This window comes from Martinezella multihospitum (assembly GCF_900094585.1).
GTDB classification, from domain to species: domain Bacteria; phylum Pseudomonadota; class Alphaproteobacteria; order Rhizobiales; family Rhizobiaceae; genus Rhizobium; species Rhizobium multihospitium.
Genome location: NZ_FMAG01000003.1, coordinates 930,942 through 950,813, shown reverse-complemented (window position 1 = coordinate 950,813; position 19,872 = coordinate 930,942). Strand labels below are relative to the sequence as shown.

At 61.1% G+C, this 19,872-nt stretch carries 17 protein-coding genes; 8 read left to right on the top strand and 9 right to left on the bottom strand.

Features of this window, described 5'->3' with window-relative positions:
* The first annotated feature begins 38 nt into the window (after positions 1-38).
* A complete protein-coding gene (locus tag GA0061103_RS16195) occupies positions 39-902 on the top strand; it encodes an alpha/beta fold hydrolase (protein ID WP_208603518.1) in 864 nt (287 codons plus the stop codon).
* Positions 903-951: 49 nt separating this feature from the next.
* On the opposite strand, the gene GA0061103_RS16190 is transcribed toward GA0061103_RS16195, so the two are convergent.
* The 3 genes from GA0061103_RS16190 to GA0061103_RS16180 all read right to left on the bottom strand — a co-directional run bounded on the left by GA0061103_RS16190 (position 952) and on the right by GA0061103_RS16180 (position 5,614).
* A complete protein-coding gene (locus GA0061103_RS16190) occupies positions 952-3,513 on the bottom strand; it encodes a GcvT family protein (RefSeq protein WP_092712725.1) in 2,562 nt (853 codons plus the stop codon).
* A gap of 201 nt (positions 3,514-3,714) precedes the next feature.
* Positions 3,715-4,605, bottom strand: coding sequence for an amino acid ABC transporter substrate-binding protein (locus tag GA0061103_RS16185; RefSeq protein ID WP_092712723.1), 891 nt, complete (start codon positions 4,603-4,605; stop codon positions 3,715-3,717).
* Positions 4,606-4,750: 145 nt separating this feature from the next.
* Positions 4,751-5,614: a haloalkane dehalogenase gene (locus tag GA0061103_RS16180; protein WP_092712721.1), complete on the bottom strand. Its 864-nt coding sequence runs from the start codon at positions 5,612-5,614 to the stop codon at positions 4,751-4,753.
* Positions 5,615-5,690: 76 nt separating this feature from the next.
* On the opposite strand from GA0061103_RS16180, the gene GA0061103_RS16175 reads away from it, so the two are divergent.
* Positions 5,691-6,173 carry a MarR family winged helix-turn-helix transcriptional regulator gene (locus GA0061103_RS16175; RefSeq protein WP_092712719.1) on the top strand — a complete coding sequence of 161 codons (483 nt, stop codon included), beginning with the start codon at positions 5,691-5,693 and terminating at the stop codon, positions 6,171-6,173.
* Positions 6,174-6,289: 116 nt separating this feature from the next.
* Positions 6,290-6,994 (top strand): cysteine hydrolase family protein, encoded by a 705-nt coding sequence (locus tag GA0061103_RS16170; RefSeq protein ID WP_092712717.1) that lies wholly within the window; start codon positions 6,290-6,292, stop codon positions 6,992-6,994.
* A 60-nt stretch (positions 6,995-7,054) separates the two neighbouring features.
* On the opposite strand, the gene GA0061103_RS16165 is transcribed toward GA0061103_RS16170, so the two are convergent.
* Positions 7,055-7,786 (bottom strand): dienelactone hydrolase family protein, encoded by a 732-nt coding sequence (locus GA0061103_RS16165; protein WP_092712715.1) that lies wholly within the window; start codon positions 7,784-7,786, stop codon positions 7,055-7,057.
* A gap of 205 nt (positions 7,787-7,991) precedes the next feature.
* Here GA0061103_RS16165 and GA0061103_RS16160 point away from each other — a divergent pair, with 205 nt between their 5' ends.
* Entirely contained in the window at positions 7,992-9,521 is a 1,530-nt protein-coding gene (locus GA0061103_RS16160) for a S10 family peptidase (RefSeq protein ID WP_092712713.1), read from the top strand.
* Positions 9,522-9,574: 53 nt separating this feature from the next.
* Here GA0061103_RS16160 and GA0061103_RS16155 read toward each other — a convergent pair whose 3' ends face one another.
* Positions 9,575-10,180 carry a TetR/AcrR family transcriptional regulator gene (locus GA0061103_RS16155; protein ID WP_092712711.1) on the bottom strand — a complete coding sequence of 202 codons (606 nt, stop codon included), beginning with the start codon at positions 10,178-10,180 and terminating at the stop codon, positions 9,575-9,577.
* A 79-nt stretch (positions 10,181-10,259) separates the two neighbouring features.
* On the opposite strand from GA0061103_RS16155, the gene GA0061103_RS16150 reads away from it, so the two are divergent.
* Positions 10,260-10,871 carry an NAD(P)H-dependent oxidoreductase gene (locus tag GA0061103_RS16150; RefSeq protein WP_092712709.1) on the top strand — a complete coding sequence of 204 codons (612 nt, stop codon included), beginning with the start codon at positions 10,260-10,262 and terminating at the stop codon, positions 10,869-10,871.
* Here GA0061103_RS16150 and GA0061103_RS16145 read toward each other — a convergent pair.
* Positions 10,868-12,382, bottom strand: coding sequence for a mechanosensitive ion channel family protein (locus GA0061103_RS16145; protein WP_092712707.1), 1,515 nt, complete (start codon positions 12,380-12,382; stop codon positions 10,868-10,870). The genes GA0061103_RS16150 and GA0061103_RS16145 overlap by 4 nt on opposite strands.
* A gap of 225 nt (positions 12,383-12,607) precedes the next feature.
* Here GA0061103_RS16145 and GA0061103_RS16140 point away from each other — a divergent pair, with 225 nt between their 5' ends.
* Positions 12,608-14,194: an aldehyde dehydrogenase (NADP(+)) gene (locus tag GA0061103_RS16140; protein WP_092712705.1), complete on the top strand. Its 1,587-nt coding sequence runs from the start codon at positions 12,608-12,610 to the stop codon at positions 14,192-14,194.
* A gap of 442 nt (positions 14,195-14,636) precedes the next feature.
* On the opposite strand, the gene GA0061103_RS16135 is transcribed toward GA0061103_RS16140, so the two are convergent.
* Positions 14,637-15,797, bottom strand: coding sequence for an FAD-dependent oxidoreductase (locus tag GA0061103_RS16135; protein WP_092712703.1), 1,161 nt, complete (start codon positions 15,795-15,797; stop codon positions 14,637-14,639).
* Between the two features lie 74 nt (positions 15,798-15,871).
* On the opposite strand from GA0061103_RS16135, the gene GA0061103_RS16130 reads away from it, so the two are divergent.
* The gene (locus GA0061103_RS16130) at positions 15,872-16,327 is read left to right on the top strand and encodes a MarR family winged helix-turn-helix transcriptional regulator (protein WP_092712701.1); all 456 of its coding nucleotides are present in this window, start codon (positions 15,872-15,874) and stop codon (positions 16,325-16,327) included.
* Between the two features lie 32 nt (positions 16,328-16,359).
* On the opposite strand, the gene GA0061103_RS16125 is transcribed toward GA0061103_RS16130, so the two are convergent.
* A complete protein-coding gene (locus GA0061103_RS16125; protein ID WP_092712699.1) occupies positions 16,360-17,280 on the bottom strand; it encodes an NHL repeat-containing protein in 921 nt (306 codons plus the stop codon).
* A 253-nt stretch (positions 17,281-17,533) separates the two neighbouring features.
* Between GA0061103_RS16125 and GA0061103_RS16115 the strand changes: the two genes are divergently transcribed.
* Entirely contained in the window at positions 17,534-18,517 is a 984-nt protein-coding gene (locus tag GA0061103_RS16115) for a LacI family DNA-binding transcriptional regulator (RefSeq protein ID WP_092712695.1), read from the top strand.
* Positions 18,518-18,587: 70 nt separating this feature from the next.
* Here the strand turns inward: GA0061103_RS16115 and GA0061103_RS16110 are convergent, their stop codons facing one another.
* Positions 18,588-19,853, bottom strand: coding sequence for an ABC transporter substrate-binding protein (locus tag GA0061103_RS16110; RefSeq protein ID WP_092712693.1), 1,266 nt, complete (start codon positions 19,851-19,853; stop codon positions 18,588-18,590).
* Positions 19,854-19,872: the final 19 nt, after the last annotated feature.

Genomic DNA, 19,872 nt, shown 5'->3' with positions numbered 1-19,872 from the left:
GGATTCCAGTTGCAATTTGCAATCGGATGGATTTTATCATGGAACGAAAGGGATCATTCGTCGTCACCGAGACGTCAATCGAGGCCAAGGGAGCAAGACTGCAGACCCAGGCATTCGGTGATCCCTCCGGCCGGCCCATAATATTGATCATGGGAATGATGGCTTCGATGCTATGGTGGCCGGACAGGTTCTGTGAGGCGCTCGCCGCCCGCCAACGCTATGTGATCCGATACGACCAGCGCGACACGGGCCTCTCGACACATTATCCGCAAGGCGAACCCCGTTATTCGTTCAGCGACCTGGCCGACGATGCCATCGCCGTTCTTGACGGCTACGGATTGGAAACGGCGCATGTGGCGGCCATGTCGATGGGCGGCGCCGTTGCACAAGAAGTCGCGTTGCGCCATCCCCGGCGCGTGCGGACGCTCACGCTGATCAGCACATCACCACTCGGCGTCGAGGGCTTGCCCTCCTCGACAAAGGCCTATCAAGAGCATTCCAGGTCGGCTGAAGCAGTCGACTGGTCGAACCTCGAGGCCATTGCCGATTTCCTGCGTCGCGAGACGGCGATGCTTGCTGGCACCCGGCATCCGCACGATCCTGACGCTGCAAGTGCCTTGATCGCCCGCGACATGGCTCGGTCGCCATCATTTGCAAGTGCTACGAACCATTTCACGCTCGTGAGTGAGGAAAGGCCTGCAAGGCTTCAGGCCTCCGATATCAAACTGCCGGTCCTTGCGATCCACGGCACAGCCGATCCACTGTTTCCCATAGAGCACGGAGAGGCCTTCACCAAGGTCGTCCGAGATGCCCGGCTGCACCGGGTCGAAAGTGGAGGACACGAAATCCACGAGCGCGACATTGACGAGATCGCGCAGGCCATCATCGATCACACGGCCTGACAGACGACCGGAAAGCCAGGCATGACCTCGCTTTCCGGCCCGTGAGAGATCAGCTTCTCGGCTTCAGATTCTCCGCATCGTAGAGCGGCTTGTAGCCGACGCCTGCGACTTCGACCGGGTAGGTCTCGCCGAAATATTCGACCGTCAGCTTGCGACCCTCCTGGGCATAGGACCAGGGGAGGTAGGCGAGTGCGATATTCTTGCCGATCGTTGGGCCGTAAGCGATCGAGGTGGTGAAGGAGCGGCGGCCGAGGTCATCGACCAGGGTTTCGCCGGTTTCGGGATCCATGACCGGCAGGATGCCGACCGGGTAGCGGGCCACGCCGTTCGAGTCGATATTATCGGTCACAACGAGCGTGCAGAGCATGGCTGGCTGGTGCTCGCGGGCGCGATATTCGAGGTGCTTGGCCTTGCCGCGGAAATCGGCCTCCTTGACCTTCGGGCGGGCGAGATCGGCTTCGAGCAGATTATATTCCGTCAGCAGGTCGGCATTCTGCAGGCGCAGGCTCTTTTCCATGCGGCGGCTGTTGGCATAGGTTTCGACGCCGACGGCGATGGCGCCGGTCGAGCGCAGCGCGTCCCAGACCGCCAGCGCATCGCCATAGGCCATGTGCAGTTCCCAGCCCTGTTCGCCGACATAGGAGATGCGGAATGCCGTGACGTTCTTGCCGGCGATGCGGATCTGCTTGATCGCGGCGAAGGGGAAGTTCTCGTGCGAGAGATTTTCCGGATTCTCGACCACCTTTTGCAAGTTGACGCGGGCATTCGGTCCCCAGATGCCGATCGTGACATAACGCTCGGTGACGTCGGTAATGGTGACGTCGAAGCCCTTGTCCTCGGCGACGCGGCGCATGTAGTGGAAGTCGCGCGGGCCGGCATCGGCGCCGTCGATCAGGCGGCAGCGGTCGGCCATACGGATGACGGTGAAGTCGGCGCGCACCATGCCCTCGTCGTCGAGGAAGTGGGTGTAGATGCCCTTGCCGATATTGGCATCGCCGCCGATCTTGGCCGCGCAGAGCCATTCCAGCAGCTCGACATGATCAGGGCCTTCGATGTCGTACATGGCGAAATGCGAGAGGTTGATGATGCCGCAATCTTCGCTCAGCGCCAGATGCTCGGCATTGGAGACGCGCCAGAAGTGGCGGTTGTCCCATTCGTTTGCACGCACCGGGATACGGTCGCCGTATTTTTCCAGCAGGTGCTCATTGGCGGCATAGCCGTGGGCGCGCTCCCAGCCGCCGAGCTCCATGAAGTAGCCGCCAAGCTCCTTTTCACGCTCATAGAAGGGCGAGCGGCGGATGTTGCGGCCGGTCGCGTAGGGTTCGCGCGGATGGACGGCGGGATTGTAGATCTTCTGGGCAGCCTCGGTGCAGCGGCCTTCAATGAACTTCTCTTCCAGCATATGCGGGTAGAAGCGGGAATAATCGATCCTGTTGTGATCGATGGGCGTGCGGCCGTCGGTCATCCAGTCGGCGACGAGCTTGCCGAAGCCGGGGCCGTCCTTCACCCAGATGGCGACGCAATACCAGAGACCGCGAACCTTCTGGCTTTCGCCGACGGACGGGCCGCCATCTGTGGTGACCTGCAGCAGACCGTTGAAGGAATGGCCTTCATTGTAACCGAGTTCGCCGAGGATCGGCGTCAGTTCCATGGCGCGCTCGAGTGGCTCGATGATCTGCTCCATGTCGAGATCGCGCTGCGAGGGCGACAGACGTGCCTCATGCTTTTCGAGCAGGTCGCGCGGGTGGCAGAGGCGCGGGTTCTTCTCTTCGTAGTAACCCCATTCGATCTGCCCGCCTTCGGCCGTCTTCGGATCGCCGGTGTCGCGCATATAGGCTGAATTGCCTTGGTCGCGCATCAGCGGGAAGCCGATTTCCTTGCCGGTATTGGCAAACTCGTTGTAGGGGCCGAAGAAGGTCAGCGGGTGATCGACCGGCATGACCGGCAGGTCTTCGCCGACCATTTCGGCGATCAGGCGGCCCCAGAGACCGGCGCAGACGATGACATATTCGGCTTCGATCGTGCCGCGATGGGTGACGACGCCGGAGATGCGGCCGTCCTTGACGATCAGGGATTGGGCGGGCGTATTGGCGAAGGAGAGGAGTTTGCCGCTCTTTTCGCCTTCATCGATCAGCTTGCCGGCAACCGTCTGCGAGCGCGGGATGACGAGGCCGGCATCCGGGTCCCACATGCCGCCCTGCACCATGCTTTCCTCGATCAGCGGGAATTTTTCCTTGATCTCGGCTGCATCGACCAGGCTCACGCGCGTGCCGAAGGCCTTGCCCGAAGTCACCTTGCGCTTGATCTCGGCCATGCGGTCATCATCGCCGACGCGGGCAACTTCCAGGCCGCCGACGCGGGCGTAGTGACCGAGCTTCTCGTAGAAATCAATGGAGTAGAGGGTCGTCCAGCAGGAGAGGAAATCATGGCTGGTCGTATAGCAGAAATCTGATGCGTGCGCCGTCGAGCCGATATCCGTCGGGATGCCTGATTTGTCGATGCCGACAATATCGTCCCAGCCGCGCTCGATCAGATGGTGGGCGATCGATGCGCCGACGATACCGCCGAGACCGATGATGACGACCTTCGCCTTTTGAGGAAATACTGCCATTGCGTGCGACCCTGATTGATACTGGAAACGGATTTTATGATGTGTGCGTCGGCGACCAGAGCCTGTCTACGACATAATCAAGATGCTTGCACGACGACCGTCACGCTGTCCCATCCAGAAATGGTTGGGTTTGTTGCCGACATATACTCGGCGGAGATGTCGCAAAGGCGACTTTATGACAGCTGGTGAGCTGTCGCCGCATTATTGCGGGATGGATTGCATCATGATCTCGCGGCGCAGGATCGGGCTTTCCTCGCCGAAATAGGAGGTCAGCAACTTGTCGAAATCATCCGATTGATAGGTTGCAGTCAGTGTCTGGTCGACGAGCAGGCGGAAAGCGGAATCGTCCTGCCGGAGCGCGATGCCATAGGGTTCATGCGTGAAGAGGCGGTTGCCGATGACGAGTGTGGCGGGCTTGCGGGCATGCGAGGCGAGGTCGAAAAGCAGCGCGCGATCGGCGAAATAGGCATCGATCTTGTGGTCTTCGAGTGCGTTCAGGCCATCCTGATGGGTGGCGAAAGTCGCAATCCTCGTCTTCGGTATGTTGGGGCCTAGCGCTTCCCGCAGTGTCGCGTCCGTGGTCGTGTCGGCACGCACGCCGATGGCGCTCGTTGCGGGGGCAGGCTTGGCCGAGACCTGGGTCGTTATTCTGTCGAGGAAGAGCGCCCTTAGATAATCGGGCGAATCCTTGCGCAGCAGGGCGCTTGCACCGGTCAGGAAGATCGGCTGCGAGAAATCGACGCTTTGACGCCGAGCGAGATTGATGGTCAGGGCGCCGCAGAGAAGATCGATCTGGCCGCCCTTCACGGCATCGAAGCCATCGGCAAGCGTGGTCTCGACATAGTCGCGCTTCAGATTGGCGACCTTGGTCCCGACAGCATCGGCAATCTTGCCGCAGAGGTCGATGGCATATCCCGAGGGGGTGCCATCCTTTCTCTTGGAGGAGAAGGGTTCTTCGTCGCTGATGTAGCCGATGCGGATCGTACCCTTTTGCGCGATCGCATCGAGCGTCTGCGCGGCCACCGCCGTATAGGCGGATATGCCGAGGATAATGCCTGCCAGAACCAGTCGTCTCATGCAGTTTGCCGGCATGATCCTGCTCTCCAAAAGAAAATTGGGCAATCGCAAGGGCTTAGGCGCAGATTATGGGCTGGCAGGTTTTTGTCAACGACGGATTGTCCCCGATGGTTAGCGATCGAGCAGGAGTGGCGGAAAGCTCCTGCTCGAAAGCGGGAGCCTATCTGGTCAAGGCGTGACGATCCGCCCAGTCGGAAATCGCTGCTGCGATCATCTCTGGCTGATCTTCCGGCGCATTGTGCCTGGCCGGTCCGCAATTCCTGATCTCGAGATCGGCGATGTTTTCCCGGCACCATGCCGTCATCACCTCGCCAATCAGCAACGTCTCCGCCGGTCCTTCGAAAGTCAGCAGCAGCTTCGGGACGCCGGCGCTTTCCGCCAGCCAGGCGTCATAGACCTCAATGCGCTTGATCACATCGGCCGGTTCGCCCTCGATCGGCATCGAGCGCGGCCAGGCGAGCAGCGGCCGGCGGCTTTCGCGCGTCGGATAGGGCGCGGCATAAATGGTGTGATCCTTTTCGCTGAGGCCGTTGAGAACGGTGAGTTTAAGGGCCTGCTCGATGAAGAAATTTTCGTCCAGCACCTTTGTCTCACCGATACCGGGCGATCGCAGCGCTTCAAAGCGAGGGCGCGCGCCCGGGAAGTCGTCCCAGGTCATCGGCCGCACGATCGTTTCCATGAAGGCGATACCGCGCACACGTTCGGGATGGCGGGCTGCCCAGTCGAAGCCGAGGGCGCCGCCCCAATCATGGCCGACGAGCACGACGTCGTCCAGCGCCAGCGCGTCAAACCAGGCGTCGAGATAGCGGGAATGATCAGCAAATGTGTAGGCGATATCGGGCTTGCCGGACTGGCCCATACCGATGAGATCGGGCGCCAGCCGGCGGCCCGGCGTGGTGATGGCAGGCGACACATTTCGCCAGAGGTGAGATGAGGTGGGATTGCCATGCAGGAACACGAAAGGCGTTCCCGTTCCGGTGTCCTGATAGAAAATGGTTGAATCCAGCACGTTGAGCGAGGGCATGTGGGTATCCTTTCCTTGAGGAGAATGGTAAGGTACCTGTCTATCTATCATAATAGTCAGGTGCCTGTCTATATCCATGAAAGACTCTGTCACTCCCCATCTGTCGCTGGGTCTGCTGTTGCGGCTCGTTCATCAGCAATATGCACAGGCTGTCGATGCCGCGCTGGAGGAGGCGGGCTTCCGCGACATCCGCCCGCCGCATTCCAACGTCTTCACTTTCGCGCGTCCGGAGGGAATTCAGGTGAGCGAGCTCACCCGGCTTGCCCATGTGCGTAAGCAGACGATGACGCAGGCGGTGGAGGAGCTGGAGCGCCTGGGTTATGTCGAACGCCGGCCCGACCCAAACGATCGGCGTGCCCGGCTGGTATTTCTGACCGAGCGTGGCAAGGGCGTGCGCCCAGTCGCCATGGCCGCGGGCAAGATGGTGGAACAGCGCTGGTCCGACATGGCAGGCTCGAGCGAAATCGAGGTGATCAGGCAGGGATTGCAAAACTTGCTGGAGACCCTGCGTGGTGGCGAAAAAGGTAGCGAACAGCCGTCGAGCGATGCCGGCGCCTAGCGGCTCCATGTCGCCCGCTGGGATTTGGGCGGGTGGCGCATCACGAAGAGTTTCGATGCTCCGCCGGGATTTCTAGCCTATCTCTTTTCCACCACCGTCAACCCAAGGGGACGTCGATGCAGGAGAGGAACTCGATCAGAAACACAAGCGGCAGGGTTCGGAGGGCTGGCTTTGCCTTTGGAGCTGCATTTGCAGTCCTTTGCGCGATGCCTGGTCTGGCGCTGCCCACGCCCGCCGCCGCTCAGACGATCATCGAAGACTGGCAGAAGGTGAGGCCGCCGGCACCGCCGGAGCTGAAAGAGGCCACGGTCGATCCGAAGACGACGGCGCTTTTGGTCCTCGATTTCAATGGCGCGCAGGACCCGACCAAGGGGCCATGCAATGCAAAGACCAAGCCGCGCTGCCTTGCTTCCGTCCCCAAGGTCAAAACCTTGCTCGATCGGGCGCGCGCCAAGGAAATGCTCGTCGTCTTCAGTCTGGGCGGTGCTGGCGAGGCTCCGGATATCGCCACGGCGCTGGCGCCGCTGGCAAGCGAGCCGATTGTCAAATCGGGACCGGATAAATTCATCGGCACCAATCTGCGCAGCATTCTCTCCGACAAGGGCATCAAGACTGTCATCGTCACGGGTACTGCTTCGGAGGGAGCGGTGCTCGATACGGCAACGGATGCCGCATTGAATGGTATGAATATCGTGCTGCCCGTCGACGGCATGTCATCGACAGAGCTCTATGGCGAGCAATATGTGGCCTGGCACATGGTCAATGCACCCGGCGTCTCCCAGAAGACCACGCTGACCAGCATCGACAAGATCAAGTTCTGATCTCTGGATCGGATGGCGGCATCCCGCTTGTGATGGCAATGGGGTGCCGCCATCAATCGACTACACCAAGGCTTCTTCGAACAGGTTCAACAGCCGCTTCCAATGCCTTTCGGCGCCGATCTCGTCATAGACGCCGTGATCAGGCACCGTCCAGCCATGCGCCATGCCGACATAGTTTTCGATCGCGTGGTCGACGCCGCCGGTGCGGAGTGCCTCGGCAAGGCGCGCCGACTGCTCCGGCGGAAAGCTGTTGTCGATACCGGCGACGCCGACATAGACGCGCGCCTTGATATTGGCGGCGAGCCGGTGCGGGCTGTCTTCCGCCTCGCTTGCAAGATTGCCGCCGTGGAAGCTTGCGGCTGCCGCGATGCGATCGGGATAGGCGGCAGCGGCGGTCAGCGCGCGGCCGCCGCCCATGCAATAGCCGACTACGCCGGCCGCACCCCTGGCGCCGGCGGCCGAGAGAGCGTCGAGGAAGGCGGCACTATCGGCCTTGGTCATTTCCTGCGTCGTGCCGCGCAGCATCGCCATGATCGTTTCGCGGGAGGCCGGATTGCCGAAGGCGCTGCCGTCGAAGGGGCCATAGGCGCCGAAGCGATAGAAGAGATCGGGAAGCAGCACGACATAGCCGGCATCGGCCAGCCGTTGCGCCATACCATCCAGTGCTGCGCGGGGTCCCATGGCGTCCATATAGAGGATAACGCCATGCTCGGCAGCCGCGCCATTATCGGGGCGGAAGATGGCGGCTTTGGCGGTGCCGTCGGCCGTCTTGATTTCGATATCCTGTTTCATCGTCGTTCCCCTTGCGCTCTCTTTATCGGCTCATATCTCGATTCGGTACGGCACTTTGACAAAGCGGTCATGGGGCCTCAAGGCTTCTTCCGTCAAAGCGGCGCGGTCATCGATCAACATCTCTTGAGTTTGGATGCTCGTCGTCTGTGACATAGTACGGTCGCCGTTGACATCTATGTGATGAACCTTTGGAGCACGCGATTTCATGTCTTTTCGCAACATGGTTCCCGGCCTGGTGCTGGCCCTTTCGCTGATATCCGCAACGGCTTCGGCCGCGCCGCCCGAGCAGGCGCATGGTGGGTCCGGCGGCGGAGGTGGCGTGCTCTCGCTCCTGCCGCCTGATGCGGTGAGCGATCATGTGCTGAATGCTGATGGCAAGACCATTCCCTACACGGCGACAGCCGGGACGCTCGATCTCTTCGGTCAGGATGGTCAGCGCAGTGCTGCGATCTTCTACACCGCCTATGTCGCAAAGAACCGGGATGCGAACCGGCCCGTGACCTTCGTGTTCAATGGCGGGCCGGGCGCGGCTTCGGCCTTCCTCAACCTCGGGCTTGTCGGTCCGCGCATCGTCGATTTCGGCACAGATGGACGTGATGGCGCCAATGCCAAGCTGGTCGATAATCCGCAAAGCTGGCTCGAATTCACCGATCTCGTGCTGATCGATCCGATCGGCACCGGCTGGAGCCGCACTGCCAAGCCGGACGACCAGAATGATTTCTATAGCGTCGACAGCGACGCCGAAAGCCTCGCCAAAGCGATTGCCCTCTATGTCACCCACAGCAGCCGTGCTGCATCGCCAAAATATATTCTCGGGGAGAGCTATGGCGGCTTTCGCTCGGTCAAGGTTGCCAACAGCCTGCGCGAGGATCAGGGCATTCTGATTTCCGGCATCGTGATGCTATCTCCCCTGCTGGAGGGCCGGTTCGTCTTCGGTGGCGGTGAGGATGCGCTTGGCGCTGCCCTGCAGCTGCCGTCGCTGGCTGCGGCCGAGCTGGAACGTCGAAACGCCTTCAGCGAGAAGGCGGTCCAGGATGCGGAGGCTTTCGCTTTGAACGAATATTTGCCGACCCTTGCCGGGCCACCGCCCTCGGGAGATGCCGGTCGGGCCTTCTATGAGCGCGTGGCGAAGCTGACGGGCATACCGCAAGACGTCGTTGCCAAGAACCAGGGCTTTCTCGGCGGGGTCTATCGCAAGCATTCCGATGGCGATGGCGCGGATGTGGCGAGCGCCTATGATGCTTCCTTCCTGGCGCCCGACCCCTATCCGCAGTCGGAGGCCGAGCATGGCGGCGATCCGGTTTTGGATGGCTTCGTCCGCGCCTATGGCGGTGCCTTTTCAGGCTATGCCCGCGACGAGCTGGGCTTCCATACCGACATGACCTACACGCTGCTGTCGACATCGGTGAACAGAGAGTGGAAATGGGGTGGGCGCAATGGCGGCTCGCGCGGAACCGCAGGCGCCAGCGACGATCTCAAGGAGCTGCTGTCGCTGACGCCATCTTTCCGCGTGATGATCGGGCAGGGCTACAGCGATCTCGTCATTCCCTTCGGCGTCAATCAATATGTGCTCGATCATATGCCGCCCGCCTTTGCGGATCGCATGGAGATGAAGCTCTATCGCGGCGGCCATATGTTCTATACGCGGCCGGCATCGCGCGAGCAGTTCACGAGCGATGCCAAGGCGTTTTATGCCGGGCAGGTCAAGGCAGCGCCGTCAACGCAATCGAACTGACCGCCGTCCTCGAGGGCTCTACCTGGAATACGGCGGCGTTGCGAGACTGGCCTTCATCTGTTTCTCGCAACCATAGCCTTGATGGTTTCGAAGAGTTCGTCCTTTGCCTGCTGCGGACTGATGTCGCCCGTCGTCGCGGCATAGGACAGGGCTTCGGCCGCACCCAGCATCGCCCAGAGGCCGGCCGATGCAATCGAGCCGGTCGTGGCGAAGGGGGCAAGCAGCGCACGGCACTTCTCGATGAAGGCCGTCTCATATTCGCGCTTGGTCTTTTCAAGCTCCGGCGAGCCCGCGAGTGCGGCGATGATGCCGGGTATTTCGCGCCCCTGCAGCAGCACGCAATCGACATAGGAGGCTGCTATCACCTCCGCCCGGCCTGACAGCGTCGGGGTGCTTGTATCAAGCGCCTTGTCCATCACCTCCGTCTGCCTGATATCGAACTCACGATAGAGTGCGGCCAGCAGGCCGGAGCGGGTGATAAAATGGTCGTAGACGACGGGTTTCGTCACGCCGGCGCGCTCCGAAAGCCGTCCTAGCGTCAGGGCTTCCGTTCCTTCTTCTCCGACGATCTGCCAGGCAACCTCGATGAGCTGCCGGTATCGCTCCTCCCGCGTCAGACGGTTGCGGGACTCTGGTTTCTTTGTCTGCATGCTTGACATCGATATATACCAAAAGTAACTTACTAAAAGTATATAGGACTGAGCCGCCGCTCACAATGTGTCATCAGGAGTTTTTCACATGCATTCACTTATCGTCGTCACCAATCCGAATCCCGGTTCCTTTAGCCACAGCGTCGCGGCCGAAGTCGCTGAAGGTGTCACGGCTTCAGGGGCTACCTTCGAAATTGCCGATCTTGCGGCGGAAGGTTTTGATCCGAGGTTCAGCGCCGCCGACATTGCGGCTCATCTCAGAGAAGGACCATCGCCCGAAGATGTGGTTGCCGAGCAGGCGCGGATCGATCGTGCGGATGCACTGGTGCTCGTCTATCCCGTCTATTGGTGGTCCATGCCCGGGCTTCTCAAGGGATGGATCGACCGGGTGTTCAGCAATGGCTGGGCCTATGACGAAATGTCCGCGGAGAAGACGATCAAGAAGCTGAGCCGCCTTCCGATCCATCTGGTCGCTATCGGCGGCGCGACCATGCGCACCTATGCGCGCCACGGCTATTTCGGCGCCATGAGGACGCAGATCGATCATGGAATTTTCGGATATTGCGGCGCACCTGTCATGTCCTCCGAACTGCTTCTGACAGAAGCACAGGATATGGCCTCTCATCTCGATACCGCCCGCGGCATCGGACAAAATCTCTTTGCGGCTCCACCATCGCGAAAGACGGCGGATGCGGCCTAGTCATGCTGCTGCAGCTGAAAGAGATGCTTGATGCGCGAGCTTAGCGAGGTCACGTGAGCGCCATGGCCGAGCATATCGGCATTGGCGAAGAGATGCTGCTCCGCCTCGATGCGTTTCGCCAGGATGGCGCCGAGCTCTTCGGCAAGGGTCGGCCGGTCGTGCAGTAGCGGTGCGAGACATTCCTCGCCGATTTCGTAGGTGACGACGAAGGTCAGGGCGCGAACCGTACCGACCTCGCCCGACCCCATCAGCAACCCGTTTTCCCCGAAATAGTCCCCCGGCGCGAGGCGCGTCAGCTCGATCTGACGATGCCCTTCGCGGCGGGTGATGCTGACGACGCCCGAGCGGACGATCGTGAGCGCCCGGATGCGGGCATCCTGTTCGGCGATAACGGCATCCTTGCGATAGGTCCGACGTTGCATATGCGATGCCAGATGTTCTTTTTCATCCTCGGTCAGCGAAGAGAACAGAGGGATATTGCTGACAAGCCGCCAGGGCGTTCCGGGTGCATGTTGCTTCTCGTCGCCCGTCTCAGGCTTTTGCTCCATCGGAAGCATGATCGTGCCGGGAGGATCGGCGAATTTCAAGCTTGCCGCTTTGGCGTGACGAAATAGCAGATCGTAGATCTCGTTCTTTGCGGCTTGCGTCAGCGATATGTCGCGCACGCGAAAAGACAGCTGCAGTTCGATCGCCTGCCCATCGATGGAATTGATGGCGACACTGGGTTCCGGGTTCTTTTGGATCGAGTTACAGCTGATCAATACGTTTTGCATCACATCGGCGATGATGCGCGGTAGGGCGGTGGGCTGAATCCGAACGGTGACGGTGGCGCCGTGGCTCTCATCGGGCGCGGAAAGATTGGTCAGTCGCGTCTTGGCAAGGATGCTGTTCGGAATGACGACAAGATCGTTGGTGCCGCTCAGCAGTTGTGTGGCGCGCCAATTGGTTTCGACGACGCGGCCCTGAATATCATTTTCGAGGACGATCCAGTCGCCGACGGAATAGGGTCGGCCGAGATTGAGAGCGATGCCGGAGAAGACGTCGCTCAGCGTGCTCTGCAGAGCAAGACCGAGAATGATGGCGAAGACGCCCGATGTCGCGATCAGCGTGCCGATCGGGACGCTGAAGACATTACCGACGATGGAGAGAATGGCGCCGAGATAGATGACGCCGACGATCAGATCCTGCAGCAGCCGGCCTTCGCGGGGCTTGCGCTCGAAGATCAGGAACAGCCGCACGCAGGCGATCAACACCCAGGCACCATTAACCCACCAGACGATCTTGGCAAAGCCCGTGAAAGTGCGCAGCGTCACCGAGTCCTGCGGCGGACTCGGCTCATAGGGGACTATGCCGTGATAGAACAAAAGTGCGGTCAGGCAGACGAAGAAGGTGATCTGACCGATCAGACGGCCGGCCCGCTGACGACGCAGCATGACGCGGCTGACGAATGTGCCGACGACAACCAGAATGAAGAACTGGACGATCGGATCGCCAAGAAGTGCAATGGACATGGGGGACTTGGTCGCACTCGGTCTTTCGGATGGGCGCTAAATTGGCATGAAAGAGGCCGTAGCGCCATATGCAGATAAAGTATGATTAATTGACGCTGACGCCTTGATCTCAGGACTTGTACCTTGATAATTAGATGACGATTATCATCTTACATCTGTCATCCCATCCTGCTATCTGCTCTCGCAGCGCATCTCCTAGCGCTCCGACCTCATCAAGGAATACCCATGACACAGTCTTTCGAGATTCGCGGCGATCTGCTGATCGGCTCAGATTCCACCGGCGACAACAGAACCGTGCGTGCCGTCAACCCGGCAACCGGCGCAAACCTGGAACCGGCCTTTGCGATCGCCGGCGAGGCCGATGTGGCAAGGACCTGTGAGCTGGCAGCCGAGGCGTTCGACACCTATCGCGCCACCAGCCCGGAGCAGCGTGCTGCCTTTCTCGAAAAGATTGCCGACAACATCATGGAGATCGGCGATGCGCTGATCGAGCGGGCGACGGAAGAGACCGGCCTGCCGGTGGCACGTCTTCAGGGCGAGCGCGCCCGCACCGTCGGCCAGCTCAGGCTGTTCGCACAGGTGGTCCGCGCCGGCGAATGGCTCGATCTGCGCGTCGATCCGGCCTTGCCGGAGCGCAAGCCGCTGCCGCGGCCGGACCTGCGCCTGCGCCAGATACCGCTCGGCCCGGTCGCCGTCTTCGGCGCCAGCAATTTCCCGCTCGCCTTCTCGGTTGCCGGCGGTGATACGGCATCGGCGCTTGCCGCTGGCTGCCCGGTCGTCGTCAAGGGTCATCTTGCCCATCCGGGCACGGGCGAGCTTGTTGGCCGCGCCATCCGCGCAGCCGTTGCCGCATCCGGTCTTCCGGAAGGGACATTCTCGCTGCTGACCGGTGCCAATGAGACCGGTGCTGCGCTGGTGCGCGATCCCCGCATCAAGGCTGTTGGTTTCACCGGCTCGCGCGGCGGCGGCCTGGCGCTTGGCGCCATTGCCGCGGCCCGTCCGGAGCCGATCCCCGTCTATGCCGAGATGAGCAGCGTCAACCCAGTCTTCCTGTTCCCGGCAGCACTCGCGGCACGTGCCGAGGCGATCGGCACGGGCTTCATCGACTCGCTGACGCTCGGTGCCGGTCAGTTCTGCACCAATCCTGGCCTGCTTTTTGCGATCGAAAGCCCGGATCTCGACCGTTTCGTCCAGGCCGCCAGCGGTGCGCTGACCGGCCGCGCGCCCGCACCGATGCTGACGCCGGGCATTCACGCCGCCTTCGACAAGGGTGTTGCCGCATTGGCGGAGCATGAGGCGGTGAAGACCGTCGCCCACGGCGCGCCGGCCGAAGGCGTCAATCGCAGCCCCGGCATCTTCTTCGAGACCGATGTCGAACAGTTCCTGGCAGACGAGCGCCTGGGACACGAAGTTTTTGGCGCGGCAAGCCTTCTTGTACGCTGCAAGGATATCGACCAGATGATCGCCGTTGCGGAAAAGCTCGAGGGCCAGCTGACGGCTACGCTGCAGATCGAAGCGGAAGATTATTCGACGGCCGCCAAGCTGGTGCCGGTGCTGGAACGCAAGGCTGGCCGCATCCTCGCCAATGGCTGGCCGACCGGCGTCGAAGTTTCCCATGCCATGGTGCATGGCGGGCCTTTCCCGGCAACCTCGGACAGCCGCACGACCTCGGTCGGCACGCTTGCCATCCGCCGCTTCCTGCGTCCGGTTTCCTATCAGGATCTGCCGGAAGGTCTACTGCCGTCGGAGCTTCGCGACGATGGGGTGAAGTCGCTGCCGCATCTTCTCGACGGCGTGCGCAAAGGCAATTGAATGGGATAATATACGTCCGGAATCGAGAGAGATGTATTTTGGAAAGCGGGCCAAACGGCCCGCTTTTTTCGTATTGGGCACAATAGACTCCCTCTCCCCGCTTGCGGGGAGAGGGCTGGGGTGAGGGGCCGCGGGCTATCGATTTGATTGGGAGTCATGATTTTTATTGAGCAGGAGGAACTGTAGGCCGGATGCCTGCGCCACTTCTGCGAGTCCCCATTGCAATTGACAACGATGATTTCTGGAACCGACAGCAATGTTATTAAGGCAGCGATAGAACCGCGCAATTACCGTTTTCGAGAAAGCCCCTCGCCCTAACCCTCTCCCCGCAGGCGGGGAGAGGGAACTGTTCCGCGATTGCGGGAACTCCGGGGCAGGGAACACAACTCAAATTCAACGCATCTAGCCTTGACGCATGGCATTATTGCTTTCCTTTATCAGCCTATGCGGCCGCATCTTGCTGGCGCGCCTCGAGATGTGCCTTGTAGACCTGGAGCGATAGCTCCGCGCCGAGGTGGGAAAGCTCGGTTGCGACGGCTTCGGCGGCGTGTTCCGCCGGCTCGATGACGCGCTCGAACATCTCTAACTCATAGGCTTTGACGGCATTTTTCCAGTCGTCGTGTTCGAGAAGCAGACGGCCAAGCTCTGCAGCGTCCAGCATCGCCATGTTCACGCCTTCGCCGCCAAAGGGCGACATCACATGTGCAGCATCGCCCAGCAGTGTTATGCCGATGCGGTTCTGCCAGTGGTGGCCGACCGGCAATGCGTGGATCGGTCGGGAAACGATGTGGTCGTTGCTGGCTTCGATGAGGCGCAGGATCTCCGGTGCCCAGCCCTCGAACTCGACTATCAGCCGCGCGCGGGCTTTTGCCGGGACTACAAAGTCGAAGGTCTTGTCTGCCCAATCGGCCGGCACGCGGAAGATCGCGTAGCCTCTGAGATGAGCGTTGCCGTTGCGTTGGACGATCATGGCCCGCGCATCGGCCTCGACGCCGATCTTGCCGCGTCCGACGAGGGCGGCGAGATCGGGATGGCTCGTGTCGACATCGTCGATGCCGAATTCGATGAAGGTGATGCCGCTATATTGCGGTCGGTAGGAGGATACGAGCGGCCTGACCTTGGACCAGCTGCCGTCGGCGCCGACGACGAGATCGAAGGGGCCAGCCGTTCCGTTTTCGAAGACCAGATCGTATGTGCCGTCGTCACGCGGGCGAACTTCGCGCAGGCCATGATTCCAGCGGATGATGTCTTCCGGCAGGGAGGCGAACAGGATGTTGCGCAGCGCCGTGCGGTCGACCTCGGGCCGATCGGAATCGTCGGCGTCGTCATCGGCAAAGAGCAGCGTGCCGTGCTTGTCGTAGAGCCGGCTTCCCTGGTCTTCGTAGCGGGCGATCGTCAGGAATTCCTCGTAGAGGCCGGCTCGGCGCAGTGCGAGCTGGCCGGAGTCCACATGAAGATCGAGCGTGCCGCCTTGTGGCCGGGAAAGCGTATGTTCCTCACGTTCGAAGACGGTGGTCGGCACACTTGCCTGATGAAGGATGCGCGCCAGCGTCAAGCCTCCGGGGCCGGCGCCGATAATGGCGATGCGGGGGTAGGATGTCATGGACAGAGTTCTCATAGTTTTGTACATAGGTACCTATATAGATTAACATAGGTACCTATTCAAGCGATCAGAATATGACAGATTGGGATTTGTTCGATACGCCCATACCGCTCATCAACATGGCGTCGCGTGCCTTTTCGCGCCTCGGCGAGCGGCGGGTGAAGGCCCTGGGCTTCAACATCGGCCAGTTGCCGGTGCTGTACATGCTCCGGAATGGGGCGCAGATGTCGCAGAAGGATCTGGCGAAATTTGCCAAGATCGAGCAGCCGTCGATGGCGCAGATGCTGGCGCGCATGGAGCGGGATGGCCTGATCCGTCGCGTACCCGATCCGGCCGATGGCCGCAGCAGCCTCGTATCGTTGACGGAAGCCGCGATTGCGAAGCTGCCGGCCGCGCGACAGGCTCTGGAAGAGGGCCGGGAACGCGTTCTTTCGGGCTTCAGCACCGATGAAGTTCAGACGCTGGTTCAACTGATGCGTCGGCTGAATCAGAATCTGGATCGGATGGTGGCCGAGGAGGATGGATCTTAGGCGCGCTGGTGCGCGCCTAAGATCTCCAGCATTCAGATTTCGGCGTAAACAATCCCCGTGAACGAGCCGGCATGGTGCAGGAGTTCGCGCTCGCTCGAGCCATCGAGGCTGGCGGAGTAGAGATTGCCGCTGATGTCGGTGAAGAACATGCGATTGTTCGGCAGATCGAGCGAGAGGCCGATGCCTTCGTCCAGCCCTTCGAGGACGACTTTCGACGTTGCGGCGATATCGTCCATCTCTGCGCGGTTGACGGTATTGCCGCGCGGAAGATTGCCGCGATCGGTCCAGTAGATCGTGCGGGTCGCGAGATCCAGTTCGAGGTCGATCGGTTCCGGCAGCTTGTCGAGCAGGGTTTCGATGTCGCTGCGGTTGGTCGCTGTTTCGCCGGCCGGGATATCGATGCCGGCGCGGAAGATGCGGCCGAGGCCGGCATCCGGCGGTCCCTTCTGCGTCCAGTAGATCTGGCCACGCGGTAGGTCCAGCGCGATGCCGACGCACCAGCGCTCGATCTCGGCGCTGTCTTCCGGGCCTTCGCCGTTCTGCACCAGGGTTTCGATGTCGCTGCCGTCGATATTGGCGCGCATGACGCGCATGCCTTCGCGGTCGCACCAATAGAGCTTGCCGTTGTCGCGGTCGATCTGGATCTGCTTCGGCGTGACGAGCGTGCTGCCCGGCGGGATCAGGGTAACGTGATTGCCGCCGTCGAAATCCATGCGCTCGATCGAGCCGTCATGGGCGTTGTAGTCGTTGCCCATCTCGGTCCAGTAGATCCAGCCGTTCTCACTGTCGACGAGAATGCCGTCCGGGCTGCGGCCCGAGCGCTGGACGATGAGCTTCAAATCGGTGCCGTCGATGGCGGAGGAGAGAATTCGTCCGTCGTTGATGTCGAGGAAGAACAGTCTTTCGGTCTTGTCGGCGGAGGTGGCAGGCGTCCGTGCTTCTGCTTCAGACATGAGAGCATCCTTTCGAAAGGTCGGATCTGCGGATCACAGCGCGGCAATCATGGCATCGGTTGATGACAGCATCATTCGCCGCTGGGATCCCGTTGAACATCTGCTGCATCGCAGCAAAGTCAAGGGTGCGGATGTCGCAGGCAGATCGGAGCCTCGTCAAATAACTGTCATCGGTCTGATATAAATCCCGGCCATTCCCACAGGTGATGGTCAACCCCAGGTCCGAAGCCCCAAGTCGAAGGTGCATGAGATCGTGTCGACTCTCCAGCAAGTCGCTTTTCGGGCCGGTTGTTCGGTCGCAACCGCGAGCCGGGTGCTCAATCGCAACGGTCCGGTCAGCGATGAGATGGTGCGGCGCGTGCGGCGTGCGGCGGCAGAGCTTGGCTATCGCGTGGGTGGCCGGAGCGGCGGTAGCCGGCCGGCGATCGGCGTGCTTATTCCCAGCATCACCAACCCGGTGTTTGCGGCTTCGCTCTCCAGCATCCAGAACAGGGCGCTGCATGCCGGGCACAGCGTACTGATCGCGCAATCGAACTACGATCCCGCCCAGGAGGTCGATGCCGTCGCCTCCCTGCTTCAGCAGCAGCCGACCGGTCTCATCCTGACGCTTTGCGACCCCGAACGCAGCCTGGTTTCATCATCGAGCTTGCCGCCGACGGTGCTGCTCGGCAACCTGCCGACGGCCCGCTTTACGGCCGGTGTCGCGACGGACAATTTCGGTGCAGGGAGGGAGCTGACCGATCACCTCCTGTGCAAAGGGCATGATCGTATCCTGTTCATCTCCGGGCACTTCGCCGGGTCCGACCGGGCGAAGCTGCGCTATCTCGGCTATCTGAAAGCCATGGAAGCGGCAGGACGGCAGCCCCTTGATGCCCTGGAAATTTCCTTCGTGAACAGCCTGGAGCAGCTCGATCTTTCCGATGCCGTCTCGCGGTTCGCTCCGACGGCAATCATCGGCTCCAACGATCTGCTCGCGCTCGGTGTGATGGGAGCGCTTCGACGGCAGGGGCTTTCGATCCCCCGCGATATTTCGGTCGCGGGTTTCGACGGGATCTCTCTCGGCTTTCTGGGAGAGGTTCCTTTGACGACGGTGGAGATACCGGATGGAACCATGGGGGCGGCAGCAGCCTCGTTGCTGCTTGACATGGCCGAGAATGCCGCACCACCACGTCGTCTGATCGTGCCTTACCGGCTGCGCCCCGGTGGTACGGTGCGCAATCTCGCCGCTCAATCCTGATCCGCTTTCGCATAGAAAACGCCGCCTTCGTGAAGAAGGCGGCGCGAGTTCTTCAGGCCTGATCGAGAAATCAGCTGCGCGGCAGCAGGCCTTCGACGTCGGAAGCGGCGTCGTCGAGTGCTTCCTTCGGTGCAGCCGAGCCGTCGACGATGCGCGAGAGGTTGTCGACGATGGTCTGCGTGACCTTGACGCCGTTGGAGCCCGGGAAGGCGTACCAGGGAACCATGATCGACATCTGGCTGAGGCCAGCCTGGAACAGCGGGTTCTTCTTGTAGAAGTCACCGAGATATTCGGCCGACTTGGCGGCGAGTTCGTTGTTCGGAACATAGCCGGTGCCGGGAACGACAACCGAGGCGCCGTAAGGACCGGCGGCGAACTTGGCGAACTTCCAGGCGGCTTCTTCCTTGACCGGGTCATGCGTCAGGATGACGACGGCATTGCCGCCCGTCGGGAGGCGACCGTTGACCGGGTCGATCAGTGGCAGCTTGGCGGTGCGGAGATCGAACTTCGTGCCGACATTCTTGATGGTGTTGACGAGAGCGCCGGTGGTCTGGAATTCAAAGCCGACCTTGCCGGCTGCAAAGGCCTGTTCGCCAGCGGCCTTGGTGAAGACCGGCATGCCGCCTTCCTTGACGAAGCGCTGGATCATCTCGACGGCCTTCTGGCCTTCGGGACCGTTGAAGGCGACCTTGCTTTCGTCGTCGCTCAGCATCTTGCCGCCAGCGCCGAAGAGGAGGGCGGAGAACATCCAGTCGTCGCCCTGCCAGCGGAAGTCCATGCCATCGACGCCGTTGCCGAGCGCCTTGATCTTGCCGGCGAGCGCGATGACCTCATCCCAGGTCTTCGGCGGGTTGTCCGGGTTGCCGCCAGCAGCCTTCACCAGGTCGGCGTTGTAATACATGATCGGGTTCGAGGTCGCGAAAGCGAGGCCGACCTGCTTGCCCTTGACCTGGGCGAGCTTCAGGATCGTGTCCGAGAAGCCCTGCTCGGCCATGTTGCCCTCTTTCTTGACGAGGGGGCCGAGGTCGACGGCGACGTTGCGCTCGTCCATCATGCGCAGGCGGTTCAGACCGATGAAGGTGACATCGGGCATTTCGCTCGTGCCAGCCTGACGCAGGATGGTCTGAATGCCTTCCTCATAGGTGGCCGAAGGAGCGGCGAACTGGATCTTGATATCGGGATTTTCTTCCATGAACTTCTTCGAGATCGTGTCCATCACGTTCTTGAAGAAGCCGGGCATGGGATAGTGGACCGTCAAGGTGGTTTCGGCATAGGCCGGGACCGACACGACCATCGAAATGGCCGCGGCGGCGAGAATCTGGGTGATATGCTTCATCGCTCGTTCTCCGTTGTCG

Coding starts and splice junctions, on each gene's coding strand:
- GA0061103_RS16180 (WP_092712721.1), bottom strand. CDS start 5,614: ATGCCCTCGCTCAACGTGCTGGATTCAACCATTTTCTATCAGGACACC.
- GA0061103_RS16190 (WP_092712725.1), bottom strand. CDS start 3,513: ATGGCAGTATTTCCTCAAAAGGCGAAGGTCGTCATCATCGGTCTCGGC.
- GA0061103_RS16185 (WP_092712723.1), bottom strand. CDS start 4,605: ATGCCGGCAAACTGCATGAGACGACTGGTTCTGGCAGGCATTATCCTC.
- GA0061103_RS16130 (WP_092712701.1), top strand. CDS start 15,872: ATGACAGATTGGGATTTGTTCGATACGCCCATACCGCTCATCAACATG.
- GA0061103_RS16140 (WP_092712705.1), top strand. CDS start 12,608: ATGACACAGTCTTTCGAGATTCGCGGCGATCTGCTGATCGGCTCAGAT.
- GA0061103_RS16160 (WP_092712713.1), top strand. CDS start 7,992: ATGTCTTTTCGCAACATGGTTCCCGGCCTGGTGCTGGCCCTTTCGCTG.
- GA0061103_RS16150 (WP_092712709.1), top strand. CDS start 10,260: ATGCATTCACTTATCGTCGTCACCAATCCGAATCCCGGTTCCTTTAGC.
- GA0061103_RS16110 (WP_092712693.1), bottom strand. CDS start 19,853: ATGAAGCATATCACCCAGATTCTCGCCGCCGCGGCCATTTCGATGGTC.
- GA0061103_RS16145 (WP_092712707.1), bottom strand. CDS start 12,382: ATGTCCATTGCACTTCTTGGCGATCCGATCGTCCAGTTCTTCATTCTG.
- GA0061103_RS16165 (WP_092712715.1), bottom strand. CDS start 7,786: ATGAAACAGGATATCGAAATCAAGACGGCCGACGGCACCGCCAAAGCC.
- GA0061103_RS16195 (WP_208603518.1), top strand. CDS start 39: ATGGAACGAAAGGGATCATTCGTCGTCACCGAGACGTCAATCGAGGCC.
- GA0061103_RS16125 (WP_092712699.1), bottom strand. CDS start 17,280: ATGTCTGAAGCAGAAGCACGGACGCCTGCCACCTCCGCCGACAAGACC.
- GA0061103_RS16175 (WP_092712719.1), top strand. CDS start 5,691: ATGAAAGACTCTGTCACTCCCCATCTGTCGCTGGGTCTGCTGTTGCGG.
- GA0061103_RS16135 (WP_092712703.1), bottom strand. CDS start 15,797: ATGACATCCTACCCCCGCATCGCCATTATCGGCGCCGGCCCCGGAGGC.
- GA0061103_RS16170 (WP_092712717.1), top strand. CDS start 6,290: ATGCAGGAGAGGAACTCGATCAGAAACACAAGCGGCAGGGTTCGGAGG.
- GA0061103_RS16155 (WP_092712711.1), bottom strand. CDS start 10,180: ATGTCAAGCATGCAGACAAAGAAACCAGAGTCCCGCAACCGTCTGACG.